Origin of the sequence: Roseixanthobacter liquoris, from assembly GCF_043195135.2 — a bacterium.
Classification (GTDB): Bacteria; Pseudomonadota; Alphaproteobacteria; order Rhizobiales; family Xanthobacteraceae; genus NCEH01.
Map to the genome: position 1 here is coordinate 3,945,297 of NZ_CM195537.1, position 13,817 is coordinate 3,959,113.

The following is a 13,817-nucleotide window of genomic DNA, read 5'->3' on the forward strand; positions in this document are numbered from 1 at the left end:
GATCCGTGTCTTCATTTGAGAAAAGCGGCCCGCTTGCCGGCGTGCGCATCATCGATCTGACCAGCGTCATCATGGGGCCCTTCGCCACCCATATCCTCGCCGATCTCGGCGCCGACGTGGTGAAGGTGGAATCGCCGGAAGGCGACACCTTCCGCAGCTACAAGCCCTCGCGCACGCCCGGCATGGCGGGGAATTTCCTGCACCTCAATCGCAACAAGCGCTCGCTCGTCCTCGACCTGAAGCGGCCCGAGGCGCGGCACGCGCTGGGCCGGCTGATCGCGGGGGCGGACGTGTTCGTCCATTCCATGCGGCCGAAGGCCATCGCCCGCCTCGGCTATGAATATGCGGCGGTCCAGGCGCTCAATCCCGACATCGTCTATTGCGGCGCCTATGGCTTCAGCGCCAAGGGCCGCTATGCGGACAAGGCGGCCTATGACGATCTGATCCAGGCGGGCTCCGGCCTCTCGGCGCTCCAGGCGGCGATGCACGGCACGCCGGGCTATCTGCCCACCGTGCTGTGCGACAAGATCGCCGGGCAGGCCATCGCCTCGTCCATCATGGCGGCCCTGCTCCAGCGCGCGAACGGCGGCGGCGGGCAGGCGATCGAGGTGCCCATGTTCGAGACCATGGTGGAGTTCAACCTGGTGGAGCACATGGTGGGCGCGGCCTTCGAGCCGCCGCTCGGGCCGCCCGGCTTCAACCGGGTGATCTCCCCGCGCCGCAAGCCCTACGCCACGCGCGACGGCTATGCCTGCATCCTGCCCTATTCGGATCGCAACTGGCGCGACTTCTTCGATTTCACCGGCCGCACCGAATTCAAGGACGATCCGCGCTTCGCGACCCTCGGCGAGCGGGTGCAGAATATCGACGTGCTCTATGCGGCGGTGGAGCAGGAGGCGGTGCGCTTCACCACCGCGGAATGGGAAGCTTTCTGCGATCGCGTCTCCATCCCCTGCATGCCGGTGAACGGGCTCGATGATTTGCTGGAGGATTCTTATCTCCAGGAGGTGGGTTTCTTCTCCATCGAAGAACATCCGAGCGAGGGCGCCTATCGCTCCATGCGCCAGCCGGTGTCGTTCAGCGCGGCGCCGTTCCGCATCCGCCACCATGCCCCGCGGCTCGGCGAGCACGGCGCGGAAATCCTCGCGGAAGCCGGCCTCACGGCCGAGGAAATCCGCGCGCTGGCCGACACCGCCGACGCCCCCGCCGAAATGGAGCGGATCTCGTGAGCGCGCATCTCAAATTCACCGTCAGCGACGGCGTCGGCACCATCCTGCTCAACCGCCCCGAGCGGATGAACGCCTTCACCTTTGACATGATCGCCGCCTGGACCGACGCGCTCCAGCACTGCCGCGCCGACCCCGCCGTGAAGGTGGTGCTGGTGACAGGCGCCGGCAGCGCCTTCTGCTCCGGTGGCGACATCGTGGAAATGGGCGACCGGCTCCAGCAGGAACCCGCCCAGCGCAAGGACGAATTGTTTGAGAAGATCCAGCGCATTCCCCTCACCCTGGAGGACCTGGACAAGCCGGTGATCGCGGCCGTGAACGGGGTGGCCACCGGCGCGGGCATGGACCTCGCCCTCATGTGCGACCTGCGCTATGCCGCAAAAAGCGCGCGCTTCGCGGAAACCTATGTGAAGGTCGGCCTCGTGCCCGGGGCCGGCGGCGCCCATTTCCTGCCGCGCCTCGTCGGCACCGCCAAGGCGCTGGAACTGTTCTTCACCGGCGATTTCATCGACGCGGAGGAAGCGATGCGCATCGGCATCGTCAACAAAGTGTTCGACGATGCGGCGCTGGTGAGCGAGGTGGAAAAGATCGCCCGCCGCATCGCCCGCGCCCCGCAGCTAACCCTGCGCATGATCAAGCGCGCGGTCTACCAGGGCATGCGCAACGATTTGCGCGCCAATCTCGATATGATCTCCTCCCATTACGCGGTGATCACCTCCACCGACGATCACAAGAAGGCCGTGGAGAGCTTCATCGCCGCCAAAGCCAAGGCGTGATCTCCCCGGCCCGCCAAGCCGCCGACCCAAGACAAGCAGCCCTTCAAGACATTGAAAAGCAATAAAAAGATCGACCCTCAGGGGAGCCAGATGAAACACATGCCCACGCCGCAATATCCCGACGCCAAGGTCAAGCCGCTGCTCGAAGTGGACGGCGTGACGCTGCAATACAAGACGCGCGACCATCTGGTAACGGCGACGTCCGAGGTGAGCTTCGAGATCTTCCCAGGCGACCGTTTCGTGCTGCTCGGGCCGTCGGGCTGCGGAAAATCCACCTTGCTCAAGGCCATCGCCGGCTTCATCCGCCCCACCCAGGGGGCGATCCGCCTCAAGGGTCAGGTGGTCACGCGCCCGGGCCCGGACCGCATGATGGTGTTCCAGGAATTCGACCAGCTCATGCCGTGGAAGACGGTGCGGCAGAACGTGGCCTTTCCGCTGCGCGCCAACGGCATGTCGGCGGCCGAGGCCGACGCCCGCGCGGTGGACGTGCTGGAGAAGGTGAACCTGACCAAATTCTTGGACGCCTATCCCCACATGCTTTCGGGCGGCATGAAGCAGCGGGTGGCCATCGCCCGCGCCATGGGCATGCGCCCCGACATGCTGTTGATGGACGAGCCCTATGCCGCGCTTGACGCGCTGACCCGCCGCAAGATGCAGCAGGAATTGCTCGACCTGTGGGACGACATTCGCTTCACCGTGGTGTTCGTCACCCATTCCATCGAGGAGGCGGTGTTGATCGGCAATCGCATCCTCGTGCTCTCGCCCCACCCCGGACAGGTGAAGGCGGAGCTGAACTCCCACCATTTCGACGCCAGCCACCAGGGCGGCGCCGAGTTCCAGACCCTCTGCGGGCGCATCCACACCATGCTGTTCGACGAGACCCAGCCGGCTCACTGAGCGCGCGGCCGCCGAACCCATCCCGAGGAGATCCCCATGTCGCAGACCGCGATGAAGCTGGAGCCGGTGATCCGGCCCGAATATGTCCGCACCACCTTGCCGCCGGTCACCACCGGGGCGGTGGAAGCCCCCCTGCCGTTCTTCCAGCGCATGTTCGCCCACGCCATCGTGCGGCGCGCCCTGGTGCTCGTCGCGCTGGCCATCGTGTGGGAACTCTATGGCCGCTGGCTGGACAATCCGCTGATCTTCCCGAGCTTCACCGAAACCTTGCAGGCGCTCTGGGACAACATCATCAACGGCCGCATTCCCCAGCGCCTGGGCGTGTCCCTGCGCATCCTCGTGATGGGCTATGCGCTCGGCATCGCGCTCGCCGCCATCTTCACCACGCTCGCCGTCTCCACCCGCATCGGCACCGACCTGCTCTCCACGCTCACCGCCATGTTCAATCCCATGCCGGCCATCGCCCTGCTGCCGCTGGCGCTGCTGTGGTTCGGCCTCGGCGTGCCGAGCCTGATCTTCGTGATCGTGCATTCGGTGCTGTGGGCAGTGGCGCTGAACGCCCATGCCGGGTTCCTGGCGGTCTCGGAAACCCAGCGCATGGCCGGGCAGACCTTCGGCTTGCGCGGGCTGCGCTTCGTGGTTCAGATCCTGATCCCGGCCGCCTTCCCCTCCATCCTCTCGGGCCTGAAGATCGGCTGGGCATTCGCCTGGCGCACGCTGATCGCGGCGGAACTGGTGTTCGGCGTCTCCGCCGGCCAGGGCGGGCTTGGCTGGTTCATCTTCGAGAACCGCAATCTGCTGGAAACGCCCGGCGTGTTCGCGGGCTTGATGACCGTGATGATCGTCGGCCTGTTCATCGAAGGGGTCATTTTCCAGACCATCGAGCGCTACACTGTGCGCCGCTGGGGCATGCAGCGTTGAGTCTGGCCGAACGACGCGGAGTTGAGAGTATGGATCTGGCGCACCATGTCGCCGGCAAGGGCATCGTCGTCACCGGCGCCTCCTCGGGCCTGGGCGAACATTTCGCCCGGCTGCTGGCCGGGTCCGGCGCGCGCGTCATCGCCGCCGCGCGGCGCACCGACCGGCTGGCGGCGCTCGCCGAGGAAGCGACGGCCAAGGGCTGGGACATCACCCCGCTCGCCCTGGACGTGACCGATGATGACGCCATCGCGCCCTTCTTCGGTGAGGTGCAGCGGACGCTCGGCCGGCTGGATGTGCTGATCAACAATGCCGGCGTCGCCGATACGACCCCGGCGCTGGAGCTGACGCCGGCGCAGTTCGACCAGGTGGTGGACACCAATCTGCGCGGCGCCTTCTTCATCGCCCAGGGCGCGGCCCGCGCCATGCAGGAGAGCGGCGGGGGCAGCATCGTCAACATCGCCTCCATCCTGGCGCTGCGGGTGGCGGGAAACGTCGCACCCTACGCCATCGCCAAGGCCGGCCTCGCACAGATGACCCAAGCGCTGGCGCTCGAATGGGCGCGCTACGGCATCCGCGTCAACGCGCTCGCCCCGGGCTATCTGGAAACCGAGCTGAACGCGGATTTCTTCGCCACCCCCGCCGGTCAGGCGCTGATCAAGCGCATCCCCCAGCGCCGGCTCTCCCGCCTCACCGATCTCGACGCGCCCCTGCTGCTGCTCGCGGGCGATGCGGCGCCGACGCTGACGGGCGTCGTGCTGCCGGTGGACGGCGGGCATCTCGTTTCCTCCCTCTAGAGTATTTTCAAGCGAAGTGGGTACCGGTTCGTGTGAAGAAAATACGATAGCCAAAGACTCTCACTCCCTCAGGGTTCCGATGGACTTTTCCCTTCCGCCGCATATCGAGACCGTCCGCGCCCAAACGCGCGCCTTCGTGGCCGATCACATCCTGCCGCTCGAAGAGGACCGGGCGAATTATGACGCCCATGACAACATCGCCGAGCCGGTGCTTGAGAGGGTGCGCGCGAAGGCCCGCGCCGCAGGCCTGTGGGCGCCGCAGGTGCCGCAGGCGCTCGGCGGCATGGGCATCGGCATGGTGGGGCAGGCCGCCATGTACGAGGAGGCGAACCGCTCCATCTTCGGCCCCGCCTGTTTCAATGCCGCCGCCCCCGACGACGGCAACATGATGCTCATGTCCAAGGTGGCCACCCCCGCACAGCAGGACTGGTGGCTGAAGCCCGTGATCGCCGGTGAGATGCGCTCCGCCTTCGCCATGACCGAGCCCCATCCCGGCGGCGGGTCCGACCCCGGCATGATGCTGACGCGCGCGGAAAAACGCGGCGATCGCTATGTGATCACCGGCCGCAAATGGTTCATCACCGGCGCCGAGGCGGCGCAGCGCTTCATCGTCATGGCGCGCACCTCGGACGACCCGCGCACCGGCCTCACGGCCTTCCTGTTCGATGCCAAGGCGCCCGGCTGGCGCATCGCGCGGCGCATCGAGATCATGGGGCCGGAAGAGCACGGCGGGCATTGCGAGCTGATCTTCGACGGCCTGGAGATCCCGGCCGAGAACGTCTTGATGAAGGAAGGCGACGGCCTGCGCGTCACCCAGATCCGCCTCGGCCCGGCGCGTCTCACCCATTGCATGCGCTGGCTCGGCCTTTCCAAGCGCGCGCTGGAGATCGGCCATGCCTATGCCAGCGAACGCACCGGCTTCGGCATCCGCCTTGCCGACCGGGAAAGCGTGCAGATCAAGCTCGGCCGCGCCGCCTCGGCGATCGAGGTGGGCCGCCTGCTGGTGATGAAGGCGGCCTGGCTGCTCGATGCCGGCGACAAGGCCCGCAAGGAAATCTCCATGGCCAAGAACCATGTGGCCGAGACGCTCCACCTGTGCGCCGACACCGCGCTCCAGCTCTGCGGCGCCAAGGGCTATTCCAAGGACACGCCGCTCGAATGGATCTATCGCTACGCCCGCCAGGCGAAGCTGGTGGACGGCGCGAGCGAGGTGCACGACATGGTGCTGGCCGCAAATTATGCGCGGGAAGGCCAGGATTTCTGGCGCTGGGGCGGCCCCCATGGCAAGTGAGGGGCCTCCCGAAGCGGGCCTGCCCCTCGACGCGCTCGCCGGCTATCTCGCGCGCGAACTCGAAGCCACCGCCGTCGTGCCGCGCGCCGCGCACTTGCTGAAGGGCGGCGCGATCCAGCAGAACTGGCGGCTCGACCTCACCATCGCGGGCGGCCCGGAGGCGGGCGAGCGCTCCTACGTCCTGCGCAAGGATGCGCCGAGCGTGGTGGGCTCCAGCCATGGCCGGGTGGCGGAATTCGAGATCATCAAGGTCGCGCACGCGGCGGGCGTCACCGTGCCCCGCCCGATCCTCGCCTGCGCCGATGCCTCCCTGCTCGGCACACCCTTTGCGCTGATGGAGCGGGTGGAGGGCACCGCGCTCGGCCCGCGGGTCGTGAAGGACCCCGCGCTCGGAGGCGACCGGCCATCGCTGCTGCGCCGGCTCGGGGCCGAGATGGCGAAACTGCACCGCGTGCGCCCGCCCCACGCCGCCCTCGCCTTCCTGCCCCTGCCGCCGGAGGATTTCGCCCGCGCCGACATCGCCGACCTGCGCGCCGCGCTGGATGCACTCGGCGCCCCCCGCCCGGCGCTGGAATGGGGCCTGCGCTGGGGCGAGGTTGCCGCCCCGCCGCCGGGAGACATCCGCCTCATCCATCGCGATTTTCGCACCGGCAATTACATGCTCGACGCCACCGGCGTGACCGCCATTCTGGATTGGGAATTCGCCGGCTGGGGCGATCCCACGTCCGATCTCGGCTGGTTCTGCGCCGAATGCTGGCGCTTCGGCCGGCCCGACCTGGAAGCCGGCGGCATGGGCGACCGCGCCGATCTCTATGCCGGCTACGCGGCCGAAAGCGGCCGGCCGGTGGACGATGCCCGCGTGCGCTATTTCGAGGTGATGGCCCATATCCGCTGGGCCATCATCGCGCTTCAGCAGGGCGCGCGGCATGCGAGCGGGCAGGAAAGCTCGCTGGAACTCGCCCTCACCGGACGGATCGCCGACGAATTGGAACTGGCTATCCTGCGTGCCACCGCGCCTGCCGCCTGGGAGATGCGCCCATGACCGGCCACACCCCGCCCGTCCAGACCTTCGGCGCGGACCTGCTCGCCATCGCGCGCCGGACCTTGCAGGAGGAGATCGCGCCCCATCTTTCCGGCGACCAGCGCTATCAGGCGGCCATGGTGGCCAATGCTTGCGCCATCGCGGCCCGCGAACTGGAAACCGCGCCCGCCGCGCGCCAAGCGGAAGCGGCCTGCCTTGAAGCGGCGCCGGCGCCCTCCGCGTCCGCGCTGTGCGCCGCGATCCGCGCCGGCGCGCACGACGCCGCTCCCGGCCTTCATGCCGCGCTGCTGCGGCACAGCCTGATCGCGACCTATCGCACCCGTCCCGGCGCCCTCCGGCGGGCGGAGCGGCAAGAGGTCGATGCCCTCCTTGAGGACCAGACGAAATGACCAAGCCAAAACTCGGCGTGCTCGGCGCCGGCCTGATGGGCGGCGGCATCGCCCTCGACGCCGCACGCCACGGCCTCGACGTGCTCCTGTATGACGCGCGCCCGGACGCGATTGAAACCCTCAAGGCCCGCGCCGCCAGGACCTATGCGCGCTGGGTCTCCTCCGACCGCATGACGGCCGAGGATGCCCAGGCCGCCCTCGCCCGCATCCGGGGCGCGGGCGGTCTCGCGGACGTGGGCGCGTGCGACCTCATCATCGAGGCGGTGTTCGAGGATCTGGCGGTGAAGCGCGCCGTGTTCGCGGAGCTTGCGCCACACATCGCGCGCGGCAGCATCGTCGCCACCAATACCAGCGCCCTGAAGGTGGGCGACATCGCCGACGGTCTGCCCGATCCGGCGCGCGTCCTCGGCCTGCATTATTTCAGCCCGGCCGAGGTGAGCCCCCTCGTGGAAGTGGTGCGGGCGGCGAAGACCTCGGCGGAAACCGTGGCGCGCGCCCTCGCCTTCCTGGAACAGACCCGCCGCGTGCCGCTGCGCTGCGCCGACACGCCGGGCTTCGTCGTCAACCGCTTCTTCTGCCCCTATTACAATGAGGCGGCCCATATCGTTCAGGACCTGCGGGCGAGCCCCTCCGAGGTGGACTTCGTGGCCCGGGAGCGGCTCGGCGTCGCCGCCGGTCCGTTCAAGGTGATGAACCTCATCGGGCCGACGGTCGCCGCCCACGCCATGGAGAATCTCTCGCCCCTCGGCCCCTTCTATCGCGCCTGCGCCGCCTTGGCGCGGCAGGGCGAGAGCGGTGCGGCCTGGGAGGTTTCCGAGGATGCCGCGCCGTCCCTCGAAATCGCCGACGAGATCAAGCAGCGGCTTCTCGGCGCGCTGTTCGTGCCGGCCCTGGAATTGCTGAACGCCGGCGCATCCTCGCCCGCCGACATGGACAAGGGGGCACAGCTCGCCCTGCGCTTCACGCTCGGCCCCTGCGCCCTCATGGAGCGCGCGGGTCCCGCCGCCGTGAAGGCGGCGCTCGCCCGCCTGTGCGCCCGCGACGGGCACCCGCAACCCGCCCTGTTCGATCTTCAGCCGAACCGCACCGACCGCGCCTCCTGAATCCCATTCCCGGAGTCCGGTCCCGCGTCCCAGCCAAGTGGAACGCCGCAGGCGTGGAACGCGAGCCGGGACCCAGCGGAAAAACCCGCCGCAGGCGCTTCAACCCCCAAAGCGCGCAGCGCGTGCGCCGGCTGCGCCGTCTTTTTTCCTGGGTCCCGGCTCGGCGCTCCGGCAAGGCCGTCGCTGGGCCGGGACACGAACGCGCATGCCGGAGAGACCCCACCCGCGTCCCGGCCAAGTGGAACGCCGCAGGCGTGGAACGCGAGCCGGAACCCAGCGCACAAAACCCGCCGCAGGCGCTTCCATCGCACAAGCGCGCAGCGCATGCGCCGGCTGCGCCGTCTTTCCCCTGGGTCCCGGCTCGGCGCTCCGGCAAGGCCGTCGCTGGGCCGGGACACGAACACACGCAGGAGACCCCGCCCGCATCCCGGCCAAGTGCAACGCCGCAGGCGTGGAACGCAGAGCCGGGACCCAGCGCAGAAAACCCGCCGCAGGCGCTTCCATCTCAGGCGCACAGCGCGTGCGCCGGCTGCGCCGTCTTTTCCCCTGGGTCCCGGCTCGGCGCTCCGGCAAAGCCGTCGCTGGGCCGGGACACGAACACGCATGCAGGAGACCCCACCCGCGTCCCGGCCAAGCGGAACGCCGCAGGCGTGGAACGCGAGCCGGGACCCAGCGCAAAAAACCGCCGCAGGCGCTTCAATCGCAGGCGCGCAAGGGCGTGGGCCGGCTGCGCCGTCTTTTTCCCTGGGTCCCGGCTCGGCGCTCCGGCAAAGCCGTCGCTGGGCCGGGACGCGAACGCGCATGCAGGCGGCCCCACCGCGTCCCAGCCAAGTGGAACGCCGCAGGCGTGGAACGCAGAGCCGGGACCCAGTGCAAGAAACCGCCGCAGGCGCTTCCATCGCAGGCGCGCAAGGGCGTGCGCCGGCTGCGCCGTCTTTTCCCCTGGGTCCCGGCTCGGCGCTCCGGCATGGCCGTCGCTGGGCCGGGACAGGAACGGGCATGCAGGCGGCCCCACCGCATCCCAGCCAAGTGGAACGCCGCAGGCGTGGAACGCGAGCCGGGACCCAGCGCACAAAACCCGCCGCAGGCGCTTCCATCGCACAAGCGCGAAGCGCGTGCGCCGGCTAGGCGGCCCGGCGGGGATGGCCGGGACACGCCCGGCCATGACGCGCAAAAAACGACGACCGGCGAAAGAAAGACAAGGGCGCGCACTTGCCGTCAGGCGCCACGACGATGCACCCCGCCGCCGAATGTCGATCCGTCCTCACACCCGTTCGATGGCCAAGGCGATGCCCTGGCCGCCGCCGATGCACATGGTGATGAGGCCGTAGCGCCCGCCGATGCGCTGCAGCTCGTTCAGCGCCTTCACCACCAGGATCGCCCCCGTGGCGCCCACCGGATGGCCGAGCGCGATGGCGCCGCCGTTGGGATTGAGCTTGGCGGGATCGAAATCCAATTCCCGCGCCACCGCGCAGGCCTGGGCGGCGAACGCCTCGTTGGATTCGATCACGTCGAAATCGGACACCTTGAGGCCGGTGCGCTCGCACAATTTGCGCACCGCCGGCACGGGGCCGATGCCCATCTCGCCCGGCTCCACGCCCGCATGGGCATAGCCGACGATGCGCGCGAGCGGCGTCTTCCCGGATCGGGCCGCGCGATCCTCCGCCATCAGCACGAGGCTCGCCGCGCCGTCATTGATGCCGGAGGAATTGCCGGCGGTGACCGTGCCGCCCTTCTTGAAAGCGGCGCGCAGGCCGGCAAGGATCTCGGCGGTGGTCGCCTTGGGATGCTCGTCGGTATCGAACACGGTTTCCTTGCGGCCCACCGTCACCGTCACCGGCAGGATCTGGTCGTGGAAGCGGCCCTCATCGATGGCCGCGCGGGCACGCTGCTGGCTGGCGAGGGCGAGTTCGTCCTGTGCCGCGCGGGTGATGTTCCATTTCTCGGCCACATTCTCGCCGGTGATGCCCATGCCGCCATGGCCGAACGGGTCGGTGAGCACACCGATCATCAGGTCGGAGGCGGCCATGTCGCCCATGCGCTGGCCGAAGCGCGAGGTGGACAAAAGATGGGGCGAGCGGCTCATGCATTCCGCGCCGCCGGCCACCGCCACATCGCAATCGCCGAGAAGAATCGCCTGCGCCGCCGAGACCACCGCCTGGGCGCCGCTGCCGCAGAGCCGGTTCACATTCATGGCCGGCACCTCCTTGGGGATGCCGCCTTCCATGGCCGCGACCCGGCTGAGATAGGCGTCGCGCGGTTCGGTGACGATCACATGGCCGAACACCACGGTGCCCACCTCCGCACCCTCCACCTGCGCGCGCTTCAGCGCCTCGGCCACCACCAGGCTGCCGAGCCGGGTCGGCGGGACCGAGGCGAGCGCGCCGCCGAAGGTGCCGATGGCGGTGCGCACGCCGGACATGATCATGACGGATTGAGACATGCTGTTCTTAAGCCTCCCCAGAGCATTTTCGAGCGAAGTGGACATCGGTTCGCGTGAAGAAAATGCGAAAACGCAATTGGCCTGCCCCGAGCGCGGGCGGACCGCCGATCGGCTTCCGGCCTAAACCCGGGAGCGGCCATCGCGCAATGGGCACGGGGCCGGCGCGGCCATTCATCATGTCCATGATCGGCCGCCGCGGCAGGCGGCCGCCGGTCAGGGGTTCGGCTGCACCTCGCCGCGCGGGTCCGGCAGGCTGTCCTTTTCGGCGGGCGAGACCTTGCGCCCCGCCATTTCCGCCCCCGCATCCTTGGGCAGGCGCAGGAAGCTGATGACCGAGGAGGCACTGATCAGCGCGACGATGAGAAAGGCGGGCGTGAAATCCGCCAGCACCAGATTGGTCTCTCCCCGCAGGTCGCGCATCACCTCCAGGATGATGCCGGCGGTGGCGACGCCGAGCGAGATCGACACCTGCTGACCGACGCTGGCGAACGAGGTCGCCCGACTCATGGAGGACGGCTCGACATCGGCATAGGCGATGGCGTTCAGGGCGGTGAATTCCAGCGAGCGGAAGAAGCCGCCGATGAGCAGAACCGCCATGATGACGAAGGTCGGCGTATTCGGGGTGAACAGCGCGTTAGAAGCGATGAAGGCCGCCGAAATCAGGCTGTTCACCACGAGAACCCGGCGAAATCCGAAGCGGCGGATGATCGGCGCGGCGGTGGTCTTCATGATCAGCGCGCCGGCCGAGGCGGCGAAGGTCATGAGGCCGGACGCGAACGGGGAGAGGCCGAAGGTCAGCTGAAGCATCAGCGGCAGCAGGAACGGCAAGGCGCCGATGCCGATGCGGAACACCGACGCGCCGATCACGCCGGCGCGGAAGTGGGCAGGCGCAGCAGCGTGAGATCAAGCACCGCATGCGGCGTCACCCGCGCGTGCCGAACGTAAAAAATCAACGCGATCAAGCCCATGGCCGTCACGCCACCGGCCACCCAGAGCGGCACCAGCGCCTGCCCGAAGACCGCGAAGCCGAACACCAGGCCCGAAAGGCCGAGGCCCGAGAGCACGAGCCCCCGCAGATCGAGCGGCGGTACATCCTCCTCGCGCACGTTCTCGATGAAGCGGGTCGCCAAAGCGATGCCCAATATCCCTATGGGAACATTGATGTAGAAGATCAGGCGCCAATCGAAATAGGTGGTGATGAAGCCGCCCAGCGGCGGCCCGAGCACCGGCCCCAGCAGCGCCGGCACGGTGAGCCACGCCAGCGCCGAAACCAGCTGCGCCTTCGGGATCGATCGCAGGATCACGAGCCGCCCCACCGGCACCATCATCGCCCCGCCCATGCCCTGGATGATGCGGTAGAGCACGAAGTCCGACAGGCTCGTGGACATGCCGCAGAGGATGGAGCCGATGGTGAAGATCACGATGGCCGCGCGGAACACGGTGCGCGCGCCATAGCGATCGGCCGCCCAGCCGCTGGCGGGAATGAAAACCGCGAGGCTCAAGAGATAAGAGGTCAGCGCCAGTTTCAGCGCCACCGGATCCTCGCCCAACGCCTTGGCGATGGCCGGGAGCGAGGTGGAGATGACGGTCGAATCCACCTGCTCCATGAACAGCGCGCAAGCGACGATCAGGGGAATGAGGATTTCGCGGGGAATCTGGCGGGAGAGCATGGGCGCAGGCAATCTTGCTCCGCTTGGAGCACCCTCTTAGACCATCTTTTTCGATCCCGCCATGGTCCGTTTCCCACGCCGCCCGCCGTGCTCCGGTACGGCATATGGCAAGGCTCCAGCCTGTTTATGAAGGCTTTACGCACCCGCCCCGCCTTCCGGATGGAGCGCTTATGGGGGCTGTTGCATCCTGATTGCCGCAGCGTCGGGTTCGCCCCGCGCTGGCGTCACTGAGGGAGGGCACGATGCCCCAGATCAACACCGCCGCCTTGCGGCGTCGCGAAGACGATCCCGAAATCGAACCCGAGCCGTCCAGTCCGGGGCGCAGCCCGCTTGCGGCGCGCGAACGGCGGCGCCCGTGCGCCATCGCCGCGCCGCAGGCCGGCGGCGGCGCCCCGGAAGAGCCAAGCCAGAATTGGGCGATCGAGGAAATCGCCGCCTTCGCCCATCTTCGGCCGTGCGATCACGTTGTCGTGCTCGGCAAGGAGAGCCTCAACCTCGCCCTCGGCCTGTGGCGGTCCGGCTTCACGAACGTGGGCTGCGCGCCGCGCAATCTCGACAGGGTCGCCCACGGCGGCGCGGACGCGCTGATCATCGATCACCTCGCGGCGGGCGAAGATTTCGCCGCCGCCATCGCTCGCAACCGCAGCTTCGTGCGGCGCGGGGGCTGGATGCTGGTGCATGTGGCGCGCGCGGCCGGGCGCGGCGCACTGCCGGCCCTGCGGGCGCTTCTGTCCAAGGCCGGCTTTTCCGCCGGGCCGGGCATCGTGGACAGTGCCGGCGTGTGGATCGCCGCCCGGCGCGAGGAGGAGGCGCCGCGGCTCGCCTCATGACCCGAACCGGCGCCGGCGGCGATCCGGGGGCGCCGGTGGGGGCGGGAGGATGGGGGCGTGGCGACATGCGCGCAATGTCGTCGCCCCGCAATCTTGAAGCGCGCCGGATCTCCCCCATATGGAAGCGTGGTTCCTCGGAGCGCCGGTCACGCCCATGATCTATATTGTCGCCGCCTTGCTTCCGCCGCTCGGCCTGCTGTTGAATGCGCAGCCCGTCTCGGCGATCGTCAATCTGGTGTTGATCGTGCCGTGCGTGCTGCTCGGCCTGATCTTTCCCCTGTTCTTCGCGATTCCTTCCGCCCATGCGGTGATCGCCGTGCATATGAAGCGGTCCGACCGGCGCCAGCGGGAAATCGTCGACGCGATCTCCCGGCACGGCGTGCCGCCGGGCTGGGGCCGCTGATCGCCCCTTGCGTCCAACGCCAAAGAAAGGCG

12 protein-coding genes and 1 pseudogene are annotated in these 13,817 nt (G+C 68.7%); 11 read left to right on the forward strand and 2 right to left on the reverse strand.

Annotation, left to right across the window (positions count from 1 at the left end; all coding sequences use genetic code 11):
* Positions 1–5 precede the first annotated feature (5 nt).
* The 9 genes from V5F84_RS17880 (at position 6) to V5F84_RS17920 (ending at position 8,439) form a co-directional block, all read left to right on the forward strand.
* Complete coding sequence (locus V5F84_RS17880; RefSeq protein WP_394041466.1) at positions 6–1,229, forward strand: CaiB/BaiF CoA transferase family protein; 1,224 nt, start codon at positions 6–8, stop codon at positions 1,227–1,229.
* The gene (locus V5F84_RS17885; RefSeq protein ID WP_394041467.1) at positions 1,226–2,002 is read left to right on the forward strand and encodes an enoyl-CoA hydratase/isomerase family protein; all 777 of its coding nucleotides are present in this window, start codon (positions 1,226–1,228) and stop codon (positions 2,000–2,002) included. The genes V5F84_RS17880 and V5F84_RS17885 overlap by 4 nt, the downstream gene beginning before the upstream one ends.
* Before the next feature lie 99 nt (positions 2,003–2,101).
* Positions 2,102–2,899, forward strand: a complete 798-nt coding sequence (locus tag V5F84_RS17890; protein ID WP_394041741.1) for an ABC transporter ATP-binding protein — start codon at positions 2,102–2,104, stop codon at positions 2,897–2,899.
* Positions 2,900–2,935: 36 nt separating this feature from the next.
* Positions 2,936–3,820, forward strand: coding sequence for an ABC transporter permease (locus tag V5F84_RS17895; protein ID WP_394041468.1), 885 nt, complete (start codon positions 2,936–2,938; stop codon positions 3,818–3,820).
* A gap of 29 nt (positions 3,821–3,849) precedes the next feature.
* Entirely contained in the window at positions 3,850–4,614 is a 765-nt protein-coding gene (locus tag V5F84_RS17900; RefSeq protein ID WP_394041469.1) for an SDR family NAD(P)-dependent oxidoreductase, read from the forward strand.
* A gap of 79 nt (positions 4,615–4,693) precedes the next feature.
* Positions 4,694–5,905: an acyl-CoA dehydrogenase family protein gene (locus V5F84_RS17905; protein WP_394041470.1), complete on the forward strand. Its 1,212-nt coding sequence runs from the start codon at positions 4,694–4,696 to the stop codon at positions 5,903–5,905.
* Positions 5,895–6,947, forward strand: a complete 1,053-nt coding sequence (locus V5F84_RS17910) for a phosphotransferase family protein (protein ID WP_394041471.1) — start codon at positions 5,895–5,897, stop codon at positions 6,945–6,947. Before V5F84_RS17905 ends, V5F84_RS17910 begins: the two co-directional genes overlap by 11 nt.
* Positions 6,944–7,336: a DUF6285 domain-containing protein gene (locus V5F84_RS17915; protein ID WP_394041472.1), complete on the forward strand. Its 393-nt coding sequence runs from the start codon at positions 6,944–6,946 to the stop codon at positions 7,334–7,336. Before V5F84_RS17910 ends, V5F84_RS17915 begins: the two co-directional genes overlap by 4 nt.
* Positions 7,333–8,439 (forward strand): 3-hydroxyacyl-CoA dehydrogenase, encoded by a 1,107-nt coding sequence (locus V5F84_RS17920; RefSeq protein WP_394041473.1) that lies wholly within the window; start codon positions 7,333–7,335, stop codon positions 8,437–8,439. Before V5F84_RS17915 ends, V5F84_RS17920 begins: the two co-directional genes overlap by 4 nt.
* Before the next feature lie 1,264 nt (positions 8,440–9,703).
* On the opposite strand, the gene bktB is transcribed toward V5F84_RS17920, so the two are convergent.
* The gene (gene bktB, locus V5F84_RS17925; RefSeq protein ID WP_394041474.1) at positions 9,704–10,882 is read right to left on the reverse strand and encodes a beta-ketothiolase BktB; all 1,179 of its coding nucleotides are present in this window, start codon (positions 10,880–10,882) and stop codon (positions 9,704–9,706) included.
* Between the two features lie 228 nt (positions 10,883–11,110).
* Positions 11,111–12,552: pseudogene (locus tag V5F84_RS17930) on the reverse strand (MFS transporter); the annotation flags it as partial.
* A gap of 242 nt (positions 12,553–12,794) precedes the next feature.
* Between V5F84_RS17930 and V5F84_RS17935 the strand changes: the two are divergent.
* A complete protein-coding gene (locus V5F84_RS17935) occupies positions 12,795–13,382 on the forward strand; it encodes a hypothetical protein (RefSeq protein ID WP_394041475.1) in 588 nt (195 codons plus the stop codon).
* 154 nt (positions 13,383–13,536) lie between these two features.
* Positions 13,537–13,785 (forward strand): hypothetical protein, encoded by a 249-nt coding sequence (locus tag V5F84_RS17940; RefSeq protein WP_394041742.1) that lies wholly within the window; start codon positions 13,537–13,539, stop codon positions 13,783–13,785.
* The last annotated feature ends 32 nt before the right edge of the window (positions 13,786–13,817 follow it).

Coding starts and splice junctions, on each gene's coding strand:
- V5F84_RS17890 (WP_394041741.1), top strand. CDS start 2,102: ATGCCCACGCCGCAATATCCCGACGCCAAGGTCAAGCCGCTGCTCGAA.
- V5F84_RS17895 (WP_394041468.1), top strand. CDS start 2,936: ATGTCGCAGACCGCGATGAAGCTGGAGCCGGTGATCCGGCCCGAATAT.
- V5F84_RS17900 (WP_394041469.1), top strand. CDS start 3,850: ATGGATCTGGCGCACCATGTCGCCGGCAAGGGCATCGTCGTCACCGGC.
- V5F84_RS17905 (WP_394041470.1), top strand. CDS start 4,694: ATGGACTTTTCCCTTCCGCCGCATATCGAGACCGTCCGCGCCCAAACG.
- V5F84_RS17910 (WP_394041471.1), top strand. CDS start 5,895: ATGGCAAGTGAGGGGCCTCCCGAAGCGGGCCTGCCCCTCGACGCGCTC.
- V5F84_RS17915 (WP_394041472.1), top strand. CDS start 6,944: ATGACCGGCCACACCCCGCCCGTCCAGACCTTCGGCGCGGACCTGCTC.
- V5F84_RS17920 (WP_394041473.1), top strand. CDS start 7,333: ATGACCAAGCCAAAACTCGGCGTGCTCGGCGCCGGCCTGATGGGCGGC.
- bktB (WP_394041474.1), bottom strand. CDS start 10,882: ATGTCTCAATCCGTCATGATCATGTCCGGCGTGCGCACCGCCATCGGC.
- V5F84_RS17935 (WP_394041475.1), top strand. CDS start 12,795: ATGCCCCAGATCAACACCGCCGCCTTGCGGCGTCGCGAAGACGATCCC.
- V5F84_RS17940 (WP_394041742.1), top strand. CDS start 13,537: ATGATCTATATTGTCGCCGCCTTGCTTCCGCCGCTCGGCCTGCTGTTG.